Annotated in this window: 18 protein-coding genes; 7 read left to right on the top strand and 11 right to left on the bottom strand. The window is 59.1% G+C overall.

The window, feature by feature from the left end; translation table 11 throughout:
• Positions 1-6: 6 nt before the first annotated feature.
• Together PVW48_RS15500 and PVW48_RS15495 are read right to left on the bottom strand one after the other, a co-directional pair.
• A complete protein-coding gene (locus PVW48_RS15500) occupies positions 7-1,311 on the bottom strand; it encodes a flagellar hook protein FlgE (protein ID WP_012180038.1) in 1,305 nt (434 codons plus the stop codon).
• An 84-nt stretch (positions 1,312-1,395) separates the two neighbouring features.
• A complete protein-coding gene (locus tag PVW48_RS15495) occupies positions 1,396-2,214 on the bottom strand; it encodes an OmpA/MotB family protein (protein WP_274581974.1) in 819 nt (272 codons plus the stop codon).
• Between the two features lie 185 nt (positions 2,215-2,399).
• Between PVW48_RS15495 and PVW48_RS15490 the strand changes: the two genes are divergently transcribed.
• Together PVW48_RS15490 and PVW48_RS15485 are read left to right on the top strand one after the other, a co-directional pair.
• Positions 2,400-4,184 carry an autotransporter assembly complex protein TamA gene (locus PVW48_RS15490; RefSeq protein WP_274581973.1) on the top strand — a complete coding sequence of 595 codons (1,785 nt, stop codon included), beginning with the start codon at positions 2,400-2,402 and terminating at the stop codon, positions 4,182-4,184.
• A complete protein-coding gene (locus tag PVW48_RS15485; RefSeq protein WP_274581972.1) occupies positions 4,181-7,435 on the top strand; it encodes a translocation/assembly module TamB domain-containing protein in 3,255 nt (1,084 codons plus the stop codon). Before PVW48_RS15490 ends, PVW48_RS15485 begins: the two co-directional genes overlap by 4 nt.
• Here the strand turns inward: PVW48_RS15485 and PVW48_RS15480 are convergent.
• The 4 genes from PVW48_RS15480 to PVW48_RS15465 all read right to left on the bottom strand — a co-directional run bounded on the left by PVW48_RS15480 (position 7,429) and on the right by PVW48_RS15465 (position 13,161).
• The gene (locus tag PVW48_RS15480; protein WP_274581971.1) at positions 7,429-8,133 is read right to left on the bottom strand and encodes a rhomboid family intramembrane serine protease; all 705 of its coding nucleotides are present in this window, start codon (positions 8,131-8,133) and stop codon (positions 7,429-7,431) included. The genes PVW48_RS15485 and PVW48_RS15480 overlap by 7 nt on opposite strands.
• Positions 8,134-8,194: 61 nt before the next feature.
• The gene (gene xrtD, locus PVW48_RS15475; protein WP_274581970.1) at positions 8,195-9,796 is read right to left on the bottom strand and encodes a VPLPA-CTERM-specific exosortase XrtD; all 1,602 of its coding nucleotides are present in this window, start codon (positions 9,794-9,796) and stop codon (positions 8,195-8,197) included.
• Positions 9,797-9,905: 109 nt separating this feature from the next.
• A complete protein-coding gene (locus PVW48_RS15470; RefSeq protein ID WP_012180044.1) occupies positions 9,906-12,341 on the bottom strand; it encodes a tetratricopeptide repeat protein in 2,436 nt (811 codons plus the stop codon).
• A gap of 133 nt (positions 12,342-12,474) precedes the next feature.
• Positions 12,475-13,161, bottom strand: a complete 687-nt coding sequence (locus PVW48_RS15465) for a sugar transferase (protein WP_274581969.1) — start codon at positions 13,159-13,161, stop codon at positions 12,475-12,477.
• A gap of 561 nt (positions 13,162-13,722) precedes the next feature.
• Here PVW48_RS15465 and PVW48_RS15460 point away from each other — a divergent pair.
• From PVW48_RS15460 to PVW48_RS15450, 3 genes are read left to right on the top strand one after another with little or no spacing between them, the layout of a single operon-like run.
• Positions 13,723-14,571 (top strand): ExeA family protein, encoded by an 849-nt coding sequence (locus tag PVW48_RS15460; protein ID WP_245533025.1) that lies wholly within the window; start codon positions 13,723-13,725, stop codon positions 14,569-14,571.
• On the top strand, positions 14,571-16,097 hold the full coding sequence (locus PVW48_RS15455; RefSeq protein ID WP_012180047.1) for a GumC family protein: 1,527 nt from the start codon (positions 14,571-14,573) through the stop codon (positions 16,095-16,097). The genes PVW48_RS15460 and PVW48_RS15455 overlap by 1 nt, the downstream gene beginning before the upstream one ends.
• Positions 16,098-16,144: 47 nt before the next feature.
• A complete protein-coding gene (locus PVW48_RS15450; RefSeq protein ID WP_012180048.1) occupies positions 16,145-16,975 on the top strand; it encodes a tyrosine-protein kinase family protein in 831 nt (276 codons plus the stop codon).
• On the opposite strand, the gene PVW48_RS15445 is transcribed toward PVW48_RS15450, so the two are convergent.
• From PVW48_RS15445 to PVW48_RS15435, 3 genes are read right to left on the bottom strand one after another with little or no spacing between them, the layout of a single operon-like run.
• Positions 16,972-17,679, bottom strand: coding sequence for a metallophosphoesterase family protein (locus PVW48_RS15445; protein ID WP_250019954.1), 708 nt, complete (start codon positions 17,677-17,679; stop codon positions 16,972-16,974). The two genes, PVW48_RS15450 and PVW48_RS15445, sit on opposite strands and share 4 nt — an antisense overlap.
• Before the next feature lie 57 nt (positions 17,680-17,736).
• Positions 17,737-18,537, bottom strand: coding sequence for an N-acyl homoserine lactonase family protein (locus PVW48_RS15440; protein ID WP_012180050.1), 801 nt, complete (start codon positions 18,535-18,537; stop codon positions 17,737-17,739).
• Positions 18,534-18,824 (bottom strand): putative quinol monooxygenase, encoded by a 291-nt coding sequence (locus PVW48_RS15435; protein WP_012180051.1) that lies wholly within the window; start codon positions 18,822-18,824, stop codon positions 18,534-18,536. Before PVW48_RS15435 ends, PVW48_RS15440 begins: the two co-directional genes overlap by 4 nt.
• A 114-nt stretch (positions 18,825-18,938) precedes the next feature.
• Here PVW48_RS15435 and PVW48_RS15430 point away from each other — a divergent pair, with 114 nt between their 5' ends.
• Together PVW48_RS15430 and PVW48_RS15425 are read left to right on the top strand one after the other, a co-directional pair.
• On the top strand, positions 18,939-20,012 hold the full coding sequence (locus tag PVW48_RS15430) for an isocitrate/isopropylmalate dehydrogenase family protein (RefSeq protein ID WP_274581968.1): 1,074 nt from the start codon (positions 18,939-18,941) through the stop codon (positions 20,010-20,012).
• The gene (locus tag PVW48_RS15425; protein WP_274581967.1) at positions 20,009-21,019 is read left to right on the top strand and encodes a Gfo/Idh/MocA family protein; all 1,011 of its coding nucleotides are present in this window, start codon (positions 20,009-20,011) and stop codon (positions 21,017-21,019) included. The genes PVW48_RS15430 and PVW48_RS15425 overlap by 4 nt, the downstream gene beginning before the upstream one ends.
• 52 nt (positions 21,020-21,071) lie before the next feature.
• On the opposite strand, the gene PVW48_RS15420 is transcribed toward PVW48_RS15425, so the two are convergent.
• Positions 21,072-22,520, bottom strand: coding sequence for a TRAP transporter large permease (locus PVW48_RS15420; RefSeq protein ID WP_012180054.1), 1,449 nt, complete (start codon positions 22,518-22,520; stop codon positions 21,072-21,074).
• Between the two features lie 3 nt (positions 22,521-22,523).
• Positions 22,524-23,327 carry a TRAP transporter small permease subunit gene (locus PVW48_RS15415; protein ID WP_274581966.1) on the bottom strand — a complete coding sequence of 268 codons (804 nt, stop codon included), beginning with the start codon at positions 23,325-23,327 and terminating at the stop codon, positions 22,524-22,526.
• Positions 23,328-23,411 lie beyond the last annotated feature (84 nt).

Here is a 23,411-nt window from a genome sequence, read left to right as displayed (position 1 = left end):
CTAGGATCAACGTTTGATGTTAGTGGTTTCTTGCAACATCTCGTCGACGGTCTGGATGATCTTGGCATTGGACGAGTACGCCCGCTGCGTCGTGATCAGCCGGGTCAGCTCTCCGGCCACATCCGCCGCCGATTCTTCAAGTGCAAAGCCGATCACATCCCCTGTCGGTCCTTCGCCCGCATTCCATAAGAAAAACGGGCCACTTTCGGGCGATATCATGTAGGACTGGTTGTCCCGGCTCAGGAGTCCGTTGGGATTGGGCACATCCGCCAAGGGAACCTGGTAGATGGTGCGCGTGAAGCCGGTATCATAGACTGCGACAACAAATCCGTTGGGGTCCACCTCGACGGTAGAGAGATTTCCAACAGGCGACCCATTTTTCGAGATCGACACCGGTGCAAACGTATCAGACAGCTGTGTCATGCCGTTTTCGTCCCCGACGCTACCGATCTTCACCGTAACCGGTCCACCGTCAGCGGTAATCTCGACCGTCCCCTGCACCGGATCGAAAGGACCGCCGGAAACAGCCGTCACGGACGCCAGAGTGCCACCCGCGCCGCGACTATCATCGAAAGTGAGTTCGTACTCGCCAACAACGGCGCCACCCGAAGCAGAGTCCGTAATCGTCATGGTCCAGGTGTTGGACGCACCGGACGCAGGCACCTGGGGCGTATAGGTCACGCCCAGCGTTTCAGAGGTTCCGAGATTTCCGAAGTACTCGATCGAAAGGTCGATCGAGTCACCGGACGATCCTGCCTCGGTTTCGCTTGCCGGCAGGTTCACGCCGAGGTCGATCCGCGTGGTCGGGTCTCCGGCAAACTGGTTGAGATTGACGGTGATCGGTTCCAAACCGTCGACGGTATCACGCGGAAACTCCGGCACGGTCCCATCGGGCGCTGCCGGCCATCCCATCAAAACCATACCTGTTTCCGTGGTCAGAACTCCGTCCGCATTGGGCGAGAACGACCCGGTCGTCATCAGGCTCAAGGGATAACCGCCGGTATTCTCATCCAGAGCGGACAGCGTTGTCACAGGCAACATCCCGCTCCCGCCGACAGCAAGATCTGTGGGGTTGCTGGTTGTCACAAGGGGTCCCTGTTCATCGATGACCCGGGTCGTCGTGACCCGCACACCTCCAGCAGAATAGGTTCCACTGCTGTTCCCATTGATGACGAGAGATTGAAAGTCCGCTTCGGCCCGCTTGTACCCGTAGGTAGAAGAGTTCGCGATATTGTCGGAAATCGTGGCCAGCCTGGTCGCGTTGGCATTCAACCCCGAGACTCCCGCATTCAGAGAGGAGGAAATAGTCATATTGCGCCTTTCTGCTGCATCGACTCCATTGGCGGGACCTTGGAGCCCAAGCAGTTAAGGCTGCCCTAATCACGCCATATTTTTTTATCCGGACATCCCATTTCGCAGGAGAACAATTTCCAATCTGTTGTTTTTGCTTGATATATCTGGATAAGCAGCTGGCTTGCGATCCGCCTGCCCGGCCACTTTCATGATCCGGCTTTCGGCAAACCCATAGGACTCGAGGGTGCTGCGCGCCACATGGGCCCGAGATGTCGAGACCTCCCATGCATCCCGTTCGCGCAGAACGACCGGCTGACTCGGCACATGCCCGGTGATGGACAGAGGGTTGTCGACAACGGAAAACACCTCATGGATCACCTTCAGAAGGGCTTTGCCCAAGAGGGTCAGTTCGGTTGATCCGGGTACGAAGACCGTCGCCTCGCCCTGATCGAAAAGATCTACCACAAGGCCACGATCCGTCACACGCGTGCTGACATGCCGGCGCAGCTGCTCGGCCACATCGCTTTCACCCGACAACCCCAGCAGATCTTCGGACAGCGCCTGCATCCGCGCTTCTTCTGCGGCCCTGAGGGCTTCGAGCTGGCTGGATCTGGACGAGTTTTCGGACCCGCCGGTTCCGCTGCGGGCCAAGGAGACGTCGGAGAAGATGTTGTCACCTCCGAACATACCTTCGCCACCACCGGAAATGCGGTTGACCGGGATTGTCGGATTGAAATAGTCCGCAATCCCCTTGCGTTGCTTTTCGGTCGTCGCATTCAACAGCCACATCAGCATGAAAAAAGCCATCATCGCGGTCACGAAGTCCGCGTAGGCGACTTTCCATGCACCACCATGGTGACCGCCGCCGGCAACAACTTTTTTTCGCTTGATGATGACCGGTGCGGGAGTATCCCCACCCATCACATCACCTCTATACTTCACCCAACACAGGGTTTAGCGCAGTCGTCTTAAGGGCCTGCTAACAGGTAAAATGCGCTGCAACTTGGCCAGCACCACTTTCTGCGCAGCACAGCGAGGATCGGTTTGCGAGCCCACGCAGATCAGGTAAAGATCGGGCAAAGGGCAAGGTTGACAGGGCGGCGGACATGCTGGGAGCGGATTTCAGACCATACAAGGTGATCTTTCCCATAATGACCGCGCTGTTCCTGACGCCCGCAACGGCCCAGGAACTGGTGATATCGGCCCCGGAGGAGATCGAGGACGCCTTGCGTGCCTCGTCCTTGACCCGTGTTGCTCTCGCAGAGGAGACCGCGACAAGCCAGGATATCGTTGCCGCGGCAAAAGCGGACTACCGGCGATTTGTTTCCGCGCTTTATGCCAAGGGGTACTACTCCGCGACGGTATCGATCGAGATCGATGGACGCGAGGTTTCTTCGCTTTCCCCGTTCGAGACGCCCGCTCAGGTCGCCACGATTGCCGTCGCCGTGGATCCCGGCCCTCTGTTTCGGTTCGGACGTGCAGAGGTGACCCCTCTAGCCCCGGACACCGAGCTTCCAGATGAGTTCCAATCGGGGGAGCCAGCACTCAGCGGGCTTATCAGTCAGGCCGCCCGGGCCGCGGTACAGGGGTGGCGCGACCAAGGGCACGCGAAGGTGGCCGTTGCCGGGCAATCCGTGACCGCAAATCATGCCGACGCCGAACTGGACGTGACCGTCACCCTCGATACCGGACCTCGGCTGACTTTTGGCAACCTCGAAATCACGGGGAACGAAGATGTCCGCACCGAGAGAGTCGAGGCCATGATCGGCTTCGAGCCCGGCATGCAGTTTTCCGATGATAACCTCGACACGATCCAACGCCGCGTCCAGAGAACCGGTGCTTTCCGTTTCGCCCTCGTGAAAGAAGCGGAGGTGGCAAACCCGGACGACACGATCGACATCCTTGTGGAGGTACAAGAAGAGCAGAAGCGCCGCCTTGGCTTCGGCGGGGAAATCGGCAGCAGCGATGGTGTATCTCTGACGGCATTCTGGTTTCACCGAAACTTGCTTGGCGGGGCGGAACGCCTGCGCTTCGATGTCGCCCTGTCACGGGAAATCGAAGACAATGCAGAGCTGGAATACCTGGTCGGAACGTCATTCGTGAAACCTTCGGTTTTTGCACCGGAGGGCGATTTCAGGACCTCCATCAGCATCTCGCGTGAGGCGAGCGAGAGCTTCCGCGAAGATATTTTCGAGTTCAATATCGGCTTCGACTATCGGTTGACCGAAGACCTGTTCACCTATGGTGGGTTGCGGCTGACAACCACGCGGACCGATCTCCGCCCGGAGAAACGCGATTTCCTGATCGTTGGCGCTCCTTTTGGCCTGGTCTATGACAACCGAGAGATCACCACGGATGCTCGTGAGGGTATCTACGCCAAAGCAGAACTGTTCCCCTTCCTGGGGCAAAGAGATGCGGATGACGGAGCCCGCCTGACAGTGGACGCGCGATACTATCGCAGTTTCGCCGAGGAATCTCTAACCCTTGCTGCACGCGGGCAACTCGGCAGCGTGTTCAACGCGCGCTCTGGTGCGGTGCCGGAATCGTTCCTGTTCCTCTCCGGGGGGGGTGGAACAGTCCGCGGACAACCGTTCGAGTCTCTCGGGGTGGACCGCAACGGAACCGTCGGCAGCGGCGAAGGCTTTGCCGGCCTGTCGCTGGAAGCCCGTTACAGGCTTACTGACACGATCGGCGCCGTTGGTTTCTTCGACTACGGCTTCATCACCGAGGGCGATGTCTTCACAGGATCGGGCAAAAGCCATAGCGGTGCGGGGCTCGGATTGCGCTATGATACGCCGGTCGGGCCGATCCGGCTGGACATCGCCGCACCTGTGGGTGGCGATACCGATGACGGTGTGCAGTTCTATTTCGGGTTGGGACAATCCTTTTGAAACGGTTTCTGACATATCTGCTTTGCCTGCTGTGGCTGCCCCTCGGAGCACTGGCACAGGACGAAGAAAAAGGTGGGCTTGAGGGTCTGCTCGAGCGTAGCCTCTCCAGTGAGACTTTTCAGGTCACTGTGGACGGGCTGTCGGGTGCGCTGTCCTCGACTGCCTCCATCGAGAAACTGACCTTTTCCGATCCGAGCGGGCCATGGCTCGAGATTGAGAACGCGGCACTGAACTGGACCCGGACGGCTCTTCTGCGCGGGCGTGTGCAGGTCGCGGAATTGGCGGCCGAGCGCATTCGCGTCCTGCGCCTACCCGCAGGCCCAGAAGAAGACCCCGAGTTGCCGTCCGCCGCCGCCGAGCCCTTTAGCTTCAACTTGCCAGAACTGCCGGTTTCCATAGAGGTAGAGCGCTTCTCGGCTGGCGAGATCTTTGTCGCCGCCCCGGTCATCGGAGAAGAAGTCGTCGCGACCCTCGAGGGTGGTTTGCGGCTGGTGGATGGCGAAGGATCGGTGAATCTGGACTTGCTGCGCACGGATGTCACAGGAACGGCGCTCAAACTCGACGCCAGTTTCGAGAACGAGACCGAAGAACTGGTGGTGGAGTTGGACGCACAGGCGCGCGAAGGCGGTCTGATCGCGCGAAAGTCGGGCATTCCGAACGCACCGGCGCTCGACTTGAACGTGGCAGGCCGCGGCCTTTTGTCGGATTTCACGGCTGACGTGAATTTCGCCACTGCGGACAGCACCCGGTTGGGCGGTGTCGTTCAATTGCTTGCCGCCGCAGCCGAGGACCCAACCGACGGTGTGGACAGGCGCATCATCGCATCCCTTTCCGGGGATGTACGTCCCTTGGTAATAGCGGACCTGCAAAGCTTCTTCGGCGAAGAAACGAAAATCGATATCGAAACCGTCTTGGCTGGGTCCGGCGCCATCGCAGTGCCCCGACTGCACTTGACGACGAATCAACTCAATCTGCGCTCGACCGTTTCGCTGACCGAAGCACTTTGGCCGGAAAAGATCGCACTCTTCGCGCGCCTCCACGGCCAAGACGGAGAACCGATTGCACTGCCGTTGCCCGGAAGTCCCACCGAACTGTCGCGTGCGTATATCAGTTTTTCCTATGATGAGGCAGCCGCATCGGTATGGTCCGCTGTCATAACCGCCTCGGACCTTTCGCAAGGAGATATTTCCTTGGATACCATCGACCTGCGCGGTGCAGGCCAACTGGCCCTGCCAAGCAACACCGAAGTCGGTGCCGTATCCGGTCAGCTCAGCGGGGGCGTGGGTGGGCTCAATCTGGGCGACCCGACCTTGCAGGGCGCTGTGCGGGACGAAGTCGCGTTCGCGACCTCTTTTGCCTGGCGCAAGGGGGAGCCTCTGGACATTGGTGGCGCCGAAATTGCCTTGGGCGATGTCGAGCTTAGCCTCACCGGACTTTTCGCGAACCTCGCGGCCGGCGTGGATTTCGACGGGGCGATCAGTCTTGATGCACCCGACCTGTCGCGCTTCGCACAGCTCGCCGGACAAGATCTGAACGGGGCTGTGTCGCTGGATATCGAGGGGACGGCTACACTTCTGTCGGGCATGTTCGACATTGCGATTCGTGGAAACGCAGATGAGCTGCGGACCGGCATTGCGCAAGCGGACGACCTGCTGGGTGGCACGGCCAGCCTGGCGTTCGATGGCGCACGGGACGAAAACGGTATCTCCATCCGCCAAGCTTCCCTTCAGACTACGGCAATCGGCGTTGAGGCTGAGGGCACGCTGGGCAATGCAGCTGGAGAGATTTCGCTGACCGCTGAACTCGACAATCTGGCGCGACTTGTGCCGGACCTGCCAGGTCCGACCTCATTCACCGGCACGGTCACCCAGAGCGGAGAAACACTGCGGGTGTCAGGCCAAGGCTCGGGGCCCGCGGGTCTGGACCTGTCGATCGACGGAGATGTGGCCGCGAATTTCACAACCGCTGATCTGACCGTGGGTGGGGGCACCTCTCTGGTGATCGCAAGCCCATTCATCGCACCAAGAACCGCCACCGGCAGACTGGATTTCGACCTGGCGGTTGCAGGACCCCTGGGACTGGAGGCGGTTTCAGGCACCGTATCCCTCCAGGACGCGCGCGTGGCCGACCCTTCCATCGGCTTTGCCCTGGAGAACCTAGGCGGCTCAGCGCAGCTTGATGCCGGCACTCTGGGCCTCGACTTTTCTGGACGCGGGAATCGCGGTGGCAGGATCGACCTCGGCGGCAGTCTAGGGCTAACCGGATCGCAAGTGGCGGACCTCAGCGTTGTTCTAGATGATCTGAGACTGGCAATACAGGGTTTCCTCGCAACTGAACTGGACGGTGAGATCGCCTTCGCAGGCCCACTGACCGGAGGCGCGGCACTGACCGGTGTAATCAATGTCGATCAGACCGAGATACGCGTACCCGACGGGGCCGGGGCCAGCGGCGAAATCGACGGCTTGCGACATGTACGTGCGCCCGAGCCGGTGCGCAGAACCTTGACACGCGCGGGGCTTGTCACAGTGCCGAAACCACCTTCGGGGGGCGGCGGCCCCGCGATCGGACTGGATTTGACAGTAAATGCACCGTCTCAGATTTTCGTCCGTGGGTTCGGACTGGATGCGGAACTAGGTGGGGATATCCGGGTGACGGGCACCACCGCCGACCCCCGCCCGGTCGGCGAATTCGACCTTGTGCGCGGACGACTGAACATTCTCGGCCAGCGCCTGGAACTGACGGAAGGCAACATCCGTCTGAGCGCAGATCTCATCCCCGATATTCGCTTCCTGGCGACCGTCACCAGCGACGATGTCGAGGTGTCGGCCATCGTCGAAGGGCCTGCAGATGATCCAGAGGTGAGCTTCGAGTCCAACCCGCCCCTGCCCGAGGACGAAGCGCTGGCGCGCCTGCTGTTCAATGCGGATATAAACAGCCTGAGCCCGATTCAGGCGCTGAGGCTGGCGAACGCCCTTATCGCCGTGCAGAATGGTACGGGGCTGGGTCTTTTCAATTCTCTGCGGGAGGAAGCTGGGCTCGACGACCTTGACCTTGTCACCGACGAGGATGGGCAAACCAGTCTTCGGCTCGGCAAGTATATCTCTGACGATGTCTACACCAATGTGGATGTGAACGCGGACGGAGAAACCGAAATCATTCTGAACATCGACCTGACTGATAGCCTGACAGCGCGGGGAACGGCGGGCACCGATGACAGCGCAATCGGCCTGTTTTTCGAACGAGATTACTGATCTGTAGGCGGCGGGTCGTCCATGGGGCGTCCCCGAGGATCGAGCAGCATGGCCATCACCCAACCCGTGACAAAGCCCCCAAGGTGGGTTTCCCAGGCCAACTGCCCCCCCATTGCCCACCAGAGCGCAATGTTCAGCCCGACCAGGAAAAGAACCGTTCGAAGGACCGGCCATAGCCCTTCTGACAACAGGAAGCGGTCGAGATAGTCCCACGCCACAATGGCCCCTGCGAGCCCGAACAAGGCGCCAGACGCTCCCACCATGGGTCGGAGACTCGAGGTCAGCAGCCAGTAGCCGATCGCCCCTCCTATGATCGTTGCCGCGTAAAGCAGCAGGTACTTGCCGCTACCGACACGATCGATCACTGCCCGCGAGAGCGAATAGAGCGTCACCATGTTCAGCACGAGATGCAGCAGCCCACCGTGCAGAAACCCGTAGGTAAAGAACATGGCATATGGCTGCCCCGCGTAGTTTGGGCGCCACGTGCCCAAAAGCCCGGGCCAGAACCCAAGGTATTCCACCACTTCCGCGCGGAGGCGTGGATGATCAATCATGCCGAGATTGGCCAGCTGCAGGATACCTTCGACGAGAATGCAGAAGCCGATGATGACAAGCGGCGCGATCATCGAGACCTGCGCGGGGCTGTTGGCGTTTTCTTCAGGGCCCGGAGCGCGGGAAATCGGATTGAGATCTTTCATGAAAAATAGGGCCCGTCAGGAAGCATTCCTGACAGGCACCGTAGTCATAATCTCAAGGTGTTCAAAGGGGAACGAAGCGCGGCAGCTTGACCAGTGCCTCTTCCATGAACTCTTGCAAACGCTGATCCGCCAGAGCCTCGTCTTCATCTCCGTAAATCGGGGTGACGAAACGGACCATCGCCCCTTCGGTCCGACCGTGCATCAGCCCATCGTAGACCACGTAGGCCTTCGCCACATAATCGTTCGTCAGACGCTTCCCGCGCTGCTCAAACCAGTAGTAGACAAGCTGCTTCACGAGGCCCTTCTGGATGACGGCGCGGTTCAGTTCGAACGTGCCATATTCCGTATCCGGGAACGAGACTTCATATGGCTCCAAGGAAAACACCTCCCAGCCACCCGCGGGCAAACAAACCTCCGGCGAGTGAATACCGCTCCCTTCGGTTTGGTTGTTATAGAACGCGACGAAGAAGTTGATCGCGGTGTCCGTGACCCTGTTCTGGTAAGTGGCATTTATATAATCGTCGGCGCCCAAGACTTGCTCGACTTGAGTGTCAAGCGGCACCTGCACCCCCCGCCAGTCTTCTATCGTGCGCGGGAAGATCGCGAATGGATCGCGTTCAACGGGTGCGCCTGCGCCTGGGTTGAGCGCCAGAAGCAGGGCCGAGCACACCACGGTGATGCCGGTCGCCACCATCATCTGGGTCGAATTGCTGATCTGCGTGATCTGGGCGGAGATCCCTCCAAGCCCGTTGAAGTCAAGGTCGATCGCTTCGCTCAGCGGCAGGGGGTTCGGTGTCAGACGCTGCAGGGCAATTGCAGTCAGGAAGAGGATCGCGATGCAGGATCCAAAGATCACCCAGCCCTCGAAGAAGTGCATGAAGCCCTCGGCGTGCTGGATGCCATAGGAGTTGACCATGATGCCGATGATCCCGATCCGAACGGAGTTCATGAACACGGCGAGCGGTGCCGCCATGACCAGCAGCACGATCTTGTGCCAGAAAGGACCGCGGTACAGGATCGCGAACAGGTAGGAGAAGGACAAGATGGGGAAGAGATACCGCAAACCGGAACACGCCTCGGCAACCTGCAGCTTGTAGACCCCGAGGTCGATAATGTTGCCTTCGAGGAACACGGGCACGCCCGCCAACTGCACGAACCAGACCCCAACCACCGAAGATATACCCTGCAGAAATATGGTCATGTGCCAGTACATGAACTGCGGCAACGGCAGCATGAAGATTAGGTGGAACACAGGCAGCTGGTGCCTGATACCCTGTTTCCAACCGAACACCGTCAGCACGACCCCGCCGGTCCATATGATGAACCCGTAAGTGATGATGTCCGGAATCCGGGAGAGGTTTCCAGCAAGCGCAATCAGAAGACCCAGTCCGATGACAAGGACTCCGGGCCAGCGGTTCACAGCCTCGCCCGGTGTGGCCGCAGGCTTGTCCCGCAGCTCGCGCAAGAACAGATAGAGCGAAATCAGAGGGATCAGCGGACCATGGCTATACTCGGGTGTCGACCACGCCCGTGCGAGGGACACGAACCCCGACCAGAACAAAGGCAGCGATACCACCAGAAGCAGCACAAAGGACGTCAGCCCGATAAAATTTACTTTCAGGCCAGATGGGCCACGACCTAGAAAATCCGTAGACGTCGACATTCAAATCACCTGAATTTACGGTTTGGGGGTCGATGGATTGCATAGTCACTCGGTCGTGTGCAGCCCCATGGGTCGCGCACGATGATCATTCCACAACACACACTCTTGCTCACTGGTTAACCGTCTCGAGTTTGTTCAACTCTTCTCGAGCGGTGGCGAACTGAGGCCGGGTCTCGTCTGGCCCCACAAGCGCCAGTGACTTGCGGAATTGCTCTGCGGCATCCTCTGTCCGCTCTGCCGCGAGATAAGCCATGGCGAGATGATACTGTACAAGCGCATCCGACGACAGGGCCGCGGCCGCAGGTTCGAGATACTCGACAGCCTCTGCGTAATCACCGCGCAAGTATGCCAGCCAGCCATAAGTATCCTGGAACGCCGGGTTCTCGGTGCCGCGCAGACGACGGGCAATCCGGTAAGCGCGCTCGATGCTCGCCTCGTCCGTCCGGTGTGTCGACAGCAGACTCGCGAGGTTGTTAGAGACGACGATGGATCCGCTGGACTGCTCGTAAAGACGCTCGTAGATCTCGATCGCGCCGTCTATATCGCCCGCCTGTTCAAGCGTCGAGGCTTGAGCCCAGAGCAGGTTTGCGCCCTGCGGAAAACGCTCCAAGCCTTCGGCGAGCGCGGCGCGAGCCTCGCCAGGGCGTTGCAAACGGTTCAAGGTACGCACGAGTTCCAACCAGATCCTCTCTCCGGCCTCTTGGCGCGCAGACAGAGCGCGATAAGACTTCGCAGCACCCTCGAAGTCGCCCACGGAATTTTTAAGCGCCGCATCGAGAACGAGAACCTGGAAACTGTCCGGGTCTTGCGCCAAGGCCTCATCGACCATGGCGCGCGCGCGCTCCGCTTCGCCCGCATTCAACAAGGACTGAACCGTGGCTGTCAGGGCTGTGAAGTTTCCGCCATCCTGCGTCGCCAGGTTCGACAGCAAGTCGAGCGCTTCGCCCTGACGCTGCTGACCGTTCAGGATCGCGACACGAATGCTGTCGGCTGCTTCACGCACCCCCGGTTGATCGAGGCCACGCAACGTTGTTTCGACATGCTCAGCGCGCGCCCAATCTTCCAACTGCAAGTAGACCTCGGCCAAGGCCAAAAGAAGTTGCGTATTCGACGGCGCGCGGCGCAGGGCATTTACGAGCACATCTTCGGCGGTCAGAAACTCTTCGGTGCTCACCAGCAAACGGGCGTAGCGCAAGCTCTCTTCCGGCGCATAGCTGGAGGTCTCCACCGCCAGACTCAGCAGATCCCGCGCGAGTTCCCGGTCCCCGTTGCGCATATGCGCGTTGGCGATCAGAGTCATCAGTTGAGGATCGTCAGGGGTCTGGTCCAACGCGGTCCGCAGCAAGCTGATGGCGCGCTCGGTCTCATCCCTGTCGATGAGCCAGCTCGCCTGCATCTTAATCGCATCCACGTTGGTCGGGTCTTCCACCAGAGTTTCCTCGACGAGCTGACGCGCGCCAACCTCGTTTCCAGTCGCGAGAAGCATCTGAGCCAAGGCAACCTTGAAACGATTCGTATCGGAGGACTCGTTCGCAGCATCCACGATGGCCTGCATCTTGGAGATCCCCTCATCCCGCCGCCCGAGATCGAAGATCAGCGAGGCTTCGAGCGCCTGAAGAACGGGACGATCCGGCACTGTCTCATTCGCCAACTCGAGCTCGGAAAGGGCCGCTTCAATGCCACGAGTGTCCCGCAGGTAACGCACGAAGGCCACGTACTCCGTCGGATCTTCGTCGCTCGGGGAAACCACGGAACGGATGAACGACTCGGCCTTTTCAGGCTCGTTCTGCTGGCGATAGAACTGCAAGACGAGACGCCTGTAGCGATCCACATCTGGATACTGAGCAACAAGTTCGAGAAGCTGTTCTTCGATTTCGACGGTGCGCCCGAGCTGTTCGAGCGCCGCGAGGCGAAACATGTAGAGCTGCTCCGCTTCCTTGTTGTATTCCAGCGCGGCATCGACACGCCGTAGCGCAAGATCGAAATCCTGTTGCCAGATGGCACCGTCGATCAGAATGTTGTGCAACGTGAGTTTCTCTGGCGCCTGCGCCAACTTGGCCTCCGCCTCGGTGAGCAGGGTCCTGCGCGTGTCATCGTCGCCGTTCAAGCCCGCTTCGCGATACCGCATGACAAGATCGAGGACCTGAACCTCGAAATCGTCCGCTGCAATTTGCCTGGCGCGGTTGACATGACGCGTTGCTTCTTCCCACTGACGTCCGTCGATAGATAGGTTGGCGAGAACGATGCGCGCTTGCAGATCGTCCGGGTATTGCTCCACCAGTCTCAGGTATTGCCCGAAAGCCTCACTGATCCTGCCCTGGTCAAGAACAGTCGCCGCATAGAGCGCCCGGGCGTCGCGGTGCAGACCGTTGAGTTGGAAAACATTGCGCAGTTCCACAAGCGCGCGATCGACATCTCCAGCCTCAAGGAGTTCGATGCCTTTTTGGTAGTGGCCTTCCGCGCGCTCCTCAGCCGTGTCGCACGCAGCGAGTGCAACCACACCAAGCACGCCGAACATCAAGCGGGCCGTTCCAAAAAATCTCATATCCTGCGCTCCCAAAGACGCTGACCTCAACAACACAAGGCGCCAAAGCGCCTGTGTGTGTAACTTAGCAATGCAACTATGGTATCGCTACGGCGACAAGCGCACAATAAAGTGCGGTGAAACCAGCTTTAGATTAGTAACCGGTGCAGCGCAAAACAACTGTGACCGTACCCCGCAAAATCCGGATATCGCCGCGAAGGGACATGTTGCCTTCGTAAAGATCGTCGTACTGCGCACGACAGCGGAAACTGCAATCGTTCCGGTCAGAAATCTGCCAAGTGCCGGTGATTCCGGGGCGCAGGCGATAATATGCCTTTCCGGGATACATCTCGCGCTGGGCCTCCATCATTGGCCGCGGGCCTACGAGGGACATCTCACCCTTGAGTACATTCAGGAGTTGGGGAAGTTCATCAGCGGAGCTTTTCCGCAGCAGGCGACCCACTCTGGTAATGCGAGGGTCGCGCTTGAGTTTCTGGCGCGTGTCCCACTCATGCCGCGCCTCAGGGTCAGCCTCCAGGTAGGCTTCCAGTTTTTCGTCTGCATTCGGGACCATGGTCCGCAACTTCCAGAGGCGGAAGGTGCGGCCGTTCCGGCCCACACGATACTGCCAATAGAAGGGGTTGTGACCATCCAGCGCCACGCACAACGCCAGTATCAACACCAGAGGTACCACAAATACAGATGAAAGAACTACCAGGACCAAGTCAAACAAACGTTTTCCATGCTCGCGGTAGAGTTGGGATGATTTTGCCGCGGGTACCTGAAGACCAAGCGCTGCTACAGGTTCGCTTCCGGAAATATCACTCGCTCTTATCGTCATGCTACTCTTCACTCACCATATATGCGTCTTCGAAATGCTCGACGCTCCACACACAGATCGCAGAACTGCGCGAACCGTTAACACAACACTAACTAAGCATTTACCGGGCAAACTGCCAAGCCTCCAGATCATCGGCGAAACTACCTATCTCGAGTTAAAGCCTTGATCTAAATAAGAAAACGACCTCTTTATCCGTTATGGAATTTGTCGCGAACCGCCATCAAACCAGAAGGAATGCTGCATTTGTTGCGAGTTTTGAGCGAATTTAAAGGATTTGGCATGGTAGGTTCAGCGGCAGAACTGCAGATTGCGAATCATTCTTGGCTGGCCTCGATTGTGCCAGCCGGGCCTGTGTTGGGCAGACAGACGGGCAACACTGTGCCATCCAGAGGCGTTCGTGAAACAAACTCGTGCAAAAGACATCTTTGCGGCGCATTTTACTGGTCTGAGTGGCCGGCAGCAGGCAGATGGCTGCACAGACGACGCGCCGTGCCTATATGCTCAAGGTGCCGCGGGATGTCAGCTATGGTTTTGAACGGTTGTGAGTATGTATAAATGTCCATGAGCGGATTGTATTCGGACTATTTCGGGCTGACGGAGAGGCCCTTCAAACTGCTGCCCGATCCTGACTTTCTGTTCTGGAGCAAGATCCACAAACGGGCTTATGCGGTGCTTGAGTACGGTATCTTGAGCGGCGCCCCGATCACGGTCCTGACCGGCGAAGTCGGGGCCGGCAAGACCACTCTGCTGCAGCGCCTTCTGCGTTCCATCGACGATACGGTGACTGTCGGCCTGATTTCAAATGCACAAGGCGGTCGTGGCGAGCTGCTTCAATGGGTTCTTAACGCCTTGTCGGTTACCAGCGACGGCAACGGAGATTATGTGTGCCTGTTTCAACGGCTTCAGGACTTTCTGATCCACGAGTACAGTGAAGGCCGCAAGGTCATACTGATCATTGATGAAGCGCAAAACCTGTCGCCGGAGGGTCTGGAAGAACTGCGGATGCTGACAAACATCAACTCGAACAAGGATGAAATCCTTCAACTCGTCCTTGTCGGACAGCCGCAACTTCGCAAGATGATCATGCATCCCGACCTGCAGCAGTTCGCGCAGCGTGTGTCGGCCTTCTATCACATTCCTCCGATGGACCGGGACACTATGGGCGAGTATGTACAGCACCGCATGAAGCATGCCGGGGGATCCGGGCATGAGTTCACCGACCAGGCCCTCGACCGAATATACCAAGCAAGCGAGGGCGTTCCTCGCCTCGTGAACAAGCTGTGCGATTTTGCTTTGCTCTATACGGCAACCGAGAACCGGGACGTAGTGACAGCCAGTGCGGTGGATGAAGTCTTGTCAGACGGCATCTTCGTCGGGAATTTCGACCAACTTGGCGAGGCAGCGGAATAATGTTCGATATGCGGTACTACACATCCGTCTTGTTGCGCCGCTCGCCGTTACTGATCGTGGTCACCGGCGTCTGCGCAGTGTTATCTGTACTAGTCGCTCGTGAGTTACCCGCAAAATACGAAGCCTCGGCAAGACTGTTGGTCGAATCGGCCCAGATCCCGGATCAGCTGGCGATGTCGACAGCAACTACCGGCGCGCAGGAGCAGCTGGAAATCATCCAGCAAAGGCTGCTGACGCGGGCCAATCTGCTCGATATAGCAAACCGGTTCGAAGTGTTTCCCGACATTAGGTCGATGAGCCCGGATGAAGTCGTCCGTAGCATGCGGAGCAACACGCGCATAAACCTGACATCCGGTCGTGATCGCGCGACACTCATGACGATCTCCTTCACCGATGATCGTCCTGTGACGACGTCGGACGTTGTGAATGAGTACATCACTCTGATCCAGCGTGAAGATAGCCGCCTCAGAACCAGCCGCGCGTCGGAGACCGAGCAGTTCTTCAAACAGGAAGTCGATCGGCTCGCCGTTCAACTTGACGAGAAAAGTGCCGCGATTCGACAGTTCCGCTCCGAAAACTCCGATGCTCTCCCCGAAACGTTTGAGTTTCGGCTTGAACGGTTAGCGGGTTTGCAGGAGCGATCCACAGCCTTCACCAGGGACCTACTCATCCTAAAAGAACAGCGTCAGCAACTCAAAGAAGCTTTGGACGGTTTGCGGACCGGGTTGCCCGAAGACGCCACGGAAGAGCTTTCTCAAGAAGAAGAAAAGCTCGTGGATCTCAGACGAGAGCTTGTGGAGGCAATGGAAACTGCGGGCGAAACCGCACCGCGGGTTCGAATTCTGCAATCCCGGATCGCCCAGGTCGAGCGGGTCATTCAGTCGCTCGGCGGCATCACGGCGATCGAGAACCCGACCCAGACTCTTCAGGCGCAGATTGAACAGATCAACGCGCAGATCGGGTTCTTGGAGGAGCAGCTTGGCACCACCCAATCCCAAATTGAAGACGTGGAAGCCACGCTCGATCTGACACCTGGCATCTCGGTGTCTTTGGAGTCCTTGCAACGGGACTACCAAAACGTTCAGGAACAGTACAACTCCGCGGTAGAGCGACTGGCGATTGCGCAAACCAGTGAGCGTATAGAATTGGCATCACGCGGCCAGCGCATCATCGTTCTCGAACAGGCTGCGACACCGACTGACCCGTCGAGCATGCCACCACTTCTTGTCGCTGCCGGAGGTACCATCGGCGGTTTCTTTCTGGCTCTGGGGTTGGCAATCCTCCTGGAGGTCATGAGCAAGACGATCCGCCGACCTAGCGACCTGACCAAAGGTCTTGGCATTGTGCCGCTGGCGACACTCCCTTACGTCAAGACGAGCCGTGAGATCGTTTTTGAACGGGTGGCCAAAGTTGCAATTATTCTCGTGATCGTCACCGGCATTCCGGCGATGCTCTACGCGGTCCATATGCTTTATCTGCCTTTGGATCTGCTCGCCGACAGGATCCTGACGCGCATTGGTGTCTGATCAAACCGCATTGAGCCGATATGCTCTTGACCAAGGAATGTCCTGGAATGGAAAAGCTACAAGCCGCCCTGGATAAGGCACGTGAACGTCGCGAAGGTTCCGTTCCGCCGTCAGGACTGTCCTCACAACGCCCGTCACAACGCGCGCCGCTCGAGGATCGGTGGAAGGCGTTGAAACCGATCCACACGGATCCCAAAATTCTGAGAAAAAACAGGGTTTTCTTCAAGGATTCCCAAAACAGCGAGGCCGCGAGTTTCGACGTTCTCAGGACCAAGGTTCTCCTTCAGATGGAGAAGAACGGCTGGACTCGCATGGCTGTAACCTCCGCAGGTAGCCGCGCAGGCAAAAGCACGGTCTGCTGCAATCTTGCAAGTTCCATCGCTCGCCAGCAATCCATTCGAGCCATCTTCATGGATCTCGACATGAGAAACCCGTCCATGGCCAAGAAACTCGGCGTCGAGACTGATGGCACTGTTGCAGATATGATGACCGGGAGCATCAGCTTTGAAGAGCATGCAAGTCGGCTTGGGCCGAATGTTGCACTCGCCATGAATGCACGCCCCGTGAAGGATCCGTCTGATGTGTTCCTCGACGACGCAACAGGCAACTTCCTGCGACGGCTCGAGCAGGAATATCAACCGAACCTCATGGTATTCGACGTGCCCCCGATTTTTGTCAGTGACGATGCGACGGCGATTTTTTCTCATGTCGACTGCGTGTTGATCGTGGTCGATGCGGAACGCAGCACGATACCGGATCTGGACCGCTGCGAAAAGGAAGTTGCGGATCACGCCAATGTACTGGGCATGGTGCTCAACAAATGCCGCTTTCCAGAAGCCGGTTATGGCTATGGTTACGGCTACGGGAAAAAGAGCTAGGGCGCAGTCGCGCTGAAAAACTTAATCCCGCGATCATCGCATCGCAGGACAGATAGACGACCCGTTCGATAAGCACCGGTATCCAGTGCAATATGACCGCAGACAGCCTCGCTTTGGTCAACGATCGTATGACCATGTGCTACCCAAATCCCATCGGACCGGGGTATGAGAGCGGGAGAGGGGCGCCCCCAGAGCAGTATGTCCTCGTCTTGTGCCTCCCAGGCTTGCGCAGGATCGGTAATGGCATGCACACAGCCCAACGACCCCGAGCGCCACGACAGGGGCAACGACCGCATCCAATAGAGAAGCTCCGGCTCGATCGTGTCGAGGAAACTGTCGCGCAGTGCCTCAAGCCGCGACTGGCCCTTCCGCGGGTCCGCCCTTGCGGGCGCAAAACTTGCTAGTGTCTCAGTCCCACCATTCCTGAGCCAGCGATCCCCCCTGCGATCCGGGTCATCTAGAAAATCCAACATCATCCGCTCATGGTTACCCATCAGACAGATAACCTCCACATCGGCGATCCGCAGCTTGAAGAGCCGGTTGAGAACACCCGCACTATCCGGACCGCGGTCGACGTAGTCCCCTAGAAAAACCAGCGAAGCTGCTGCCGATCCGCGGTCGGCTTGGATCAGCTCGAGCGCATGTTCGAGCAGATCAAGGCGACCATGGATATCACCCACAACATAGGTCAGACCTTCGGGCACCGGAGGGGGCAGTACTTCAGGTGCAGCTGATTTGCGTCGGAAGAGAGACCACACGGATCAGACCTTCAGGGATCGCGAAGGGCCATGGTCGAGACGCAAAATCGTTTCGCACCCGATATCCGGGTAATGCGAGAACACAAGCGGATCATGCCCGGGCACGATGAGCTCCCGCCGACTTGCAAGCGCTTCGAGCCGCGCGAATCCATTCATCATGTCTTCGAGGTCCACGACCAAGGGAAACGCTTTGCGCGCGAACGCATTTTCGTAGTAGTGCGCCGCATCCGATGCAAGGCACAGCCAACCCGCCTCGGTGCGCACCCGCACCGCCTGCAGCCCGCGTGAGTGTCCCCCGATCTTGTGGACGGTCACACCCTCCGCAATCTCCGCATCGCCATCATGAAAAACCACCTTCCCGGCATAAAGCCTTTTGATCGCAGTGCAGATGTGATCAGCGGTATAGGGCATGCGGATCACGTCGTGGCACATGCAGGGGCCCGTAGCGTAGGCCATTTCCGCAGCCTGCATATGCAGCGTTGCATTCGGGAACAGGTGGAGGCCCCCAGCATGATCGTAATGCAGATGTGTGACAATGACCTGCTCGATGCTGTCAGGGCTCACGCCGAGAGGTGCCAGCGCCTCGGCCGGATCGGTGCGTATGGGGCGCGCGCGCCGTTCGCCTTCGTCCATGTCGTACCCCGTATCGACAAGGATCGTCTCAGGCCCTCGGCGCAGAAGCCACATGAAGTAATCCATCGCATGGGGAACGTCGTGGCGGGGATCGAACAGAAAGCTATCGCCACGTACACGGGCGTTTCGCTCTGCATACTTGATCGCATAGACCTCCCAAACACCGCTCATGTCTGCACCTGTGCATAGGTCCGGACGTCCTTGGCCCAGACAAGATGTGCGGTTGCCGCGTCAAAGGATTGAAAATGCGCCGCGTCCAGATGTCGATCGAATGCCTCCCGGTTGTAGTAGATCTCATAGAGAAAGACCTCGTCGGGATGAGCCGGATCGGTACAGACGTCGAAACGCAAGCAGCCGGGCTCATCGGCCAACGTCTTGCGTGCGTTGGCGAGCATCAGGGGCATGAAAGCCTCTGCACCACCGGGGATGAGCGTGAAGGTGACAGTGACAGCGAACATAAGACCTCCTCGATGCGTAGTGAACGATGCCATCTCGTGCGGTGCAAGGTCCATCCTGCGTTCCACTTGCGGTAGGCACAGGCACGCGGCACAACTTTCTTCGGGAGGCGTAACATGCAAAGTTTTTCGATTACGGTTTTCGACGGGGACGGTATCGGCCCCGAGATCATGGCGCCGACGCTAGGGCTTTTGCGCAAGCTGGCCGGGACTGCAGCGACCTATGATCTGAACTTCGACAGCCATCCTATGGGCGCGGGTCACTATGCGCAAACAGGCCAGGCACTGCCACGGGCGTCTCTAGACGCTGCGCGCGCCTCAGATGCGATCCTGCTGTCCGCGATGGGGTTGCCTGACATCCGCTATCCGGACGGCACAGAAATCACACCGCAGATCGATATTCGGATCGCCCTGGATCTTTATGCCGGTGTGCGTCCGGTACGGATCGTGCCGGGGCATCCGACGCCGCTGCATGCACCGGGGCCCGTGGACTTCGTGTTGATCCGGGAAAGCACAGAGGGCCTGTTTCATACCAAGGGCAAGGGCACCGTGACCAAAGACCATGCCACCGAGACCTTGCAGATCACGCGCGATACATCTGAAAAACTCTTTCGCTTCGCCTTCGCGCTTGCTGCACAACGCAAGGCTTCCGGGCGAGGGGAAGGGCGCGTCACCTGCGTGGACAAGGCCAACGTGTTCCGGGCCTTCGCGTTCTTTCGCGAGATCTTCGATGCAGAGGCTGCGCGACACCCGGATCTGATCGCAGATCACGCCTATGTGGATGCGATGGCGCTATGGATGGTGACCCGCCCCCAGACATTCGACGTGATGGTCACCGAAAACATGTTCGGCGATATCCTCAGTGACCTCGGCGCGGGGCTGATGGGGGGACTTGGCCTGGCCCCCTCTGGGGATATCGGGGACCACAACGCGGTGTTTCAGCCCTGCCACGGGACTGCACCCGATATCGCCGGGCGCGGGATCGCCAACCCCTTGGCCATGATCCTTTCGGCGGCGATGATGTTGGACTGGCTGGCCGTGCGCGGTAATAATGCGGAACTTGCCGCAGATGGGCAGCGCCTGCGCGAAGCGGTCGAAGCTGTCCTGACGGAGGGTCGTGTGCTGACCCGGGATCTCGGCGGCAACGCCAGCACCGAGGAGGCTGCCGCAGCTGTGGCGGCCAAGCTATGACAGTGCGTGTTGCCTGCCTTGGGGCCGGGTATTTCGCGCAATTCCACTACGACGCCTGGGCCCGCGTGCTGGGCGCGCAGCTGGTCGGCGCCGCAGATGTCGACCTAACGCGCGCGACGGCCACAGGGCTGGCCGCCTTTTCCGACCTTCGAGAAATGCTCACCAAGACGGTGCCCGATGTGCTCGACATCATCACCCCGCCCGAAACCCACGCCGCCGCCGTGCGTACAGCACTCGCCCATGGCGTCCGGACAATCATCTGCCAGAAGCCCTTTGCCAAGAGCCTCGAGACCGGACGCGCCCTCACGGCGGAAGCCGAAGCTGCCGGGGCGACCTTGCTGATCCATGACAATTTCCGCTTCCAGCCCTGGTATCGGGCGATTCGCGCCGCGATTGATGCGGGGACGATCGGCGAACCGCGGCAGTTGACCTTCCGCTTCCGGACCGGCGACGGCCGGGGGCCTGACGCCTACCTCGCGCGGCAGCCTTATTTCCAGACGGCTCCGCGCCTTCTCGTTCGGGAAACGGCGGTCCACTGGATCGACACGTTTCGCTATCTGCTAGGGGAACCCAGCGGGGTTTATGGCGATCTGCGCCGGGAGAACCCGGTGATTGCCGGCGAGGATGCCGGACTCATCCTTTTCGACTACCCATCGGGCGCTCGGGCCCTCTTCGATGGCAACCGCCTGCTGGACCACAAGACCCCGAACGGTCGGCTGACCTTCGGCGAGGCGCTGCTGGAGGGCACGGATGCTACGCTGAGCCTCCATGGGGACGGGTCTGTCAAACTTCGTGCCTTTGGCGCGACCGAAGAGACAACACTCCTGCCCGCGCGACAGTACAAGGGATTTGCGGGCGATTGCGTCCATGCCTTGAACCAGCATGTGGTCGCGGCCCTGCGCGATAAAGGGTCTTTCGAGAACCGCGCGCGCGACTACCTGCGCGTACACGAAATCGAAGAAGCCGTGTACGCATCCGCGGCCGAGGGACGCCGCATCGCGCTCTGACGACAAGGGGCGGACCCATGGCCCGCCCCTGTCACATCACATGTTGAGGTCCCTAATCCGCGTAGGCAATGGCCGGTAGCCAGGTGGTCAGCGCAGGGAACTGGAAGACGATGAACAAGCCCAGGAGCTGCAGCATCACGAAGGGGATGATCCCCTTGTAGATGTGCCCAAGGCTCACACCCGGCGGACAGACCCCCTTCAGGTAGAAGAGCGCGAAGCCCACAGGTGGCGTCAGGAAGCTCGTCTGCAAGGTGACCGCCACGAGGATCGCAAACCACACAACCGCCGGATCCCGCACCTGGTCGAAGCCCGGCACCGCCAGGTCCAGGCCCACGATGATCGGCAACATCAACGGCATGATGATGATCGTGATCTCGATCCAGTCCAGCAGGAAGCCAAGCAGAAAGATGATGAACAGGATGAACAGAACGATCATGTACGGGTCGCTGAAGGTCGACAGCACATAGCCCTGAATGATCTCGTCCCCGCCGTAGCGACGCAGTACGAGCGCGAAGAAGTTGGCCGCAAGGAAGATTCCGACGATGTAACCCGACGTATTGAGGGTGGAGCGGCTCACCTCCTTCAGAACCTTGAAGTTCAGTCGACCATTGGCCAGCGCCAGCAAAGTCGCGCCCAGCGCTCCGAGGCCCGAGGCTTCGGTCGGTGTGGCGAAGCCCGCGAAGATCGACCCGAGGACCAGAAGGATAAGGAACATCGGCGGCACGACCGCCAACAGCACGTCCTTGACCACGTCCCAGCCGACCTCGTCGGTCTGGGGTGGGGCAGGCATCGCCTTGGGATTGATCAGGCCGTAGGCGATGATGAAGATGATATACAGCGCTCCGAGGATCAGCCCCGGGAACAGAGCGCCCATGAACAGATCACCGAGGCTGATCGCCAACTGGTCCGACATGATCACCAGCATGATCGATGGCGGAATCAGAATGCCAAGTGTACCTGCTGAGGCGATGGTCCCCGTCGCGATCGGCTTGGAGTAGTTCTGCTGCATCATCGCAGGCAGCGCCATGACGCCAAGCAGGGTCACGGACGCGCCGATCACCCCGGTCGACGCTGCAAGGATGATACCGATCAGCATCACCGTCAGGGACAGACCGCCCCGCAGGCCACCGAACAGCTTCTGCATGGAGTGCATCATCCGCTGTGCCACGCCGGACTGGTCCAGCATGAGCCCCATGAAGATGAACATCGGCAGAGCCACAAGGACCGGGTTCTTGACGATGTTGCCAAAGAGCCGCCCGGAGAGCACCTGCAAGCGTTGATAGTCGATACCGGTGCGGTCGAACTCGATGATGTCCCGGAACGCGGCCCGGTTGGGGTCCAGGAAGATCTCGGCCACCAGCGCAAAGATCAGGCTGACCCCTACGAGGGCGTAAGCCACCGGTATGCCGCGAAAGAGCAGGTAGATGAACACGAGGAACATTGCCAAAACGGCAAACTCGTTCAGGGTCATGAACTGACCCAGTGCTTCCAGAAGAAACATCGATTAGTACCTCGCTTCGCGAGCACGATCGCGCGCATAGGCGAGACCGATCACGATGAACGTCACAATGACGGTGATGATGATCGTGTAGGGGATCTCTTCGACCCCGACCTGCAATTCATCGAAAATCGGGTGACGGCCGATCTCGCGGTTGGTCACATCCGCAGGCGTCGTCAGCCGCAGGGCCCACCAGATCGAATAGTAGACCACCAGGTTGATCAGGAACATCGTGGATGGAAACGCGAATAGAAGCTGTTTCCACAGCACGGGTTCCGTCATCTTGTTGAGAAAGCGCACATAGGCCGACCAGATCGCTATTCCGATGAACGCGAACGAGACGTTCATGAAGACCTTGAGGATCCAAAGGTTATGGAGCCCGTTCGGACTGTCGGATCCTTCATTCGCGCTGACCGACGCGATGGCGTAGGGCAGGGTGACATCCCAACACAGGATGATGAACGGCAGGAACAACCAGACCAGGCCGAAGATTTCGATCCGGTGCTTCTTGTCCGGTCCGAAATTGTCGAAGAGGATGTCGACCCGAACATGGGCGTTGTTCGTCACCGCATATCCGATCCCCACCAAAACCGCCGAGCCGTAAAGCCACCATTGGAGATCGTCGAGCCATGCCTGGTTCATACCCGAACCGCGCAGGAAGACCTGTGCAACGATGGCGACCATCAGGATCGGGAACAGCCACGCCATCACATTCGAGATTTGCACGATGACCCGGTCGCCGCGATTATGTTCTTCGCGACCGACCTCCCCCGGATCAGAGAGCTTGATGATTTCTTCGACGGGTTCCATGGGTCCTCCGATACCGCCCAGACTACACAGGCGTGACAAAGCCGGAGCGACGGCCTACGCCGCTCCGGCTCAGATCATGTGATC

It is taken from the genome of Dinoroseobacter sp. PD6, assembly GCF_028807315.1.
GTDB lineage: Bacteria > Pseudomonadota > Alphaproteobacteria > Rhodobacterales > Rhodobacteraceae > Dinoroseobacter > Dinoroseobacter shibae.
The sequence above is the reverse complement of the archived record's forward strand: the minus strand, read 5'-3'. Positions and strand labels throughout refer to the sequence as shown.

Excerpts from the sequence above, each read along its gene's own strand:
- PVW48_RS15450 (WP_012180048.1), top strand. The coding sequence starts at position 16,145 with ATGGAAAAGCTACAAGCCGCCCTGGATAAGGCACGTGAACGTCGCGAA.
- PVW48_RS15460 (WP_245533025.1), top strand. The coding sequence starts at position 13,723 with ATGAGCGGATTGTATTCGGACTATTTCGGGCTGACGGAGAGGCCCTTC.
- PVW48_RS15495 (WP_274581974.1), bottom strand. The coding sequence starts at position 2,214 with ATGGGTGGGGATACTCCCGCACCGGTCATCATCAAGCGAAAAAAAGTT.
- PVW48_RS15430 (WP_274581968.1), top strand. The coding sequence starts at position 18,939 with ATGCAAAGTTTTTCGATTACGGTTTTCGACGGGGACGGTATCGGCCCC.
- PVW48_RS15420 (WP_012180054.1), bottom strand. The coding sequence starts at position 22,520 with ATGTTTCTTCTGGAAGCACTGGGTCAGTTCATGACCCTGAACGAGTTT.
- PVW48_RS15465 (WP_274581969.1), bottom strand. The coding sequence starts at position 13,161 with ATGACGATAAGAGCGAGTGATATTTCCGGAAGCGAACCTGTAGCAGCG.
- PVW48_RS15470 (WP_012180044.1), bottom strand. The coding sequence starts at position 12,341 with ATGAGATTTTTTGGAACGGCCCGCTTGATGTTCGGCGTGCTTGGTGTG.
- PVW48_RS15425 (WP_274581967.1), top strand. The coding sequence starts at position 20,009 with ATGACAGTGCGTGTTGCCTGCCTTGGGGCCGGGTATTTCGCGCAATTC.
- PVW48_RS15455 (WP_012180047.1), top strand. The coding sequence starts at position 14,571 with ATGTTCGATATGCGGTACTACACATCCGTCTTGTTGCGCCGCTCGCCG.
- PVW48_RS15440 (WP_012180050.1), bottom strand. The coding sequence starts at position 18,537 with ATGAGCGGTGTTTGGGAGGTCTATGCGATCAAGTATGCAGAGCGAAAC.
- xrtD (WP_274581970.1), bottom strand. The coding sequence starts at position 9,796 with ATGTCGACGTCTACGGATTTTCTAGGTCGTGGCCCATCTGGCCTGAAA.
- PVW48_RS15435 (WP_012180051.1), bottom strand. The coding sequence starts at position 18,824 with ATGTTCGCTGTCACTGTCACCTTCACGCTCATCCCCGGTGGTGCAGAG.
- PVW48_RS15500 (WP_012180038.1), bottom strand. The coding sequence starts at position 1,311 with ATGACTATTTCCTCCTCTCTGAATGCGGGAGTCTCGGGGTTGAATGCC.
- PVW48_RS15480 (WP_274581971.1), bottom strand. The coding sequence starts at position 8,133 with ATGAAAGATCTCAATCCGATTTCCCGCGCTCCGGGCCCTGAAGAAAAC.
- PVW48_RS15490 (WP_274581973.1), top strand. The coding sequence starts at position 2,400 with ATGCTGGGAGCGGATTTCAGACCATACAAGGTGATCTTTCCCATAATG.
- PVW48_RS15415 (WP_274581966.1), bottom strand. The coding sequence starts at position 23,327 with ATGGAACCCGTCGAAGAAATCATCAAGCTCTCTGATCCGGGGGAGGTC.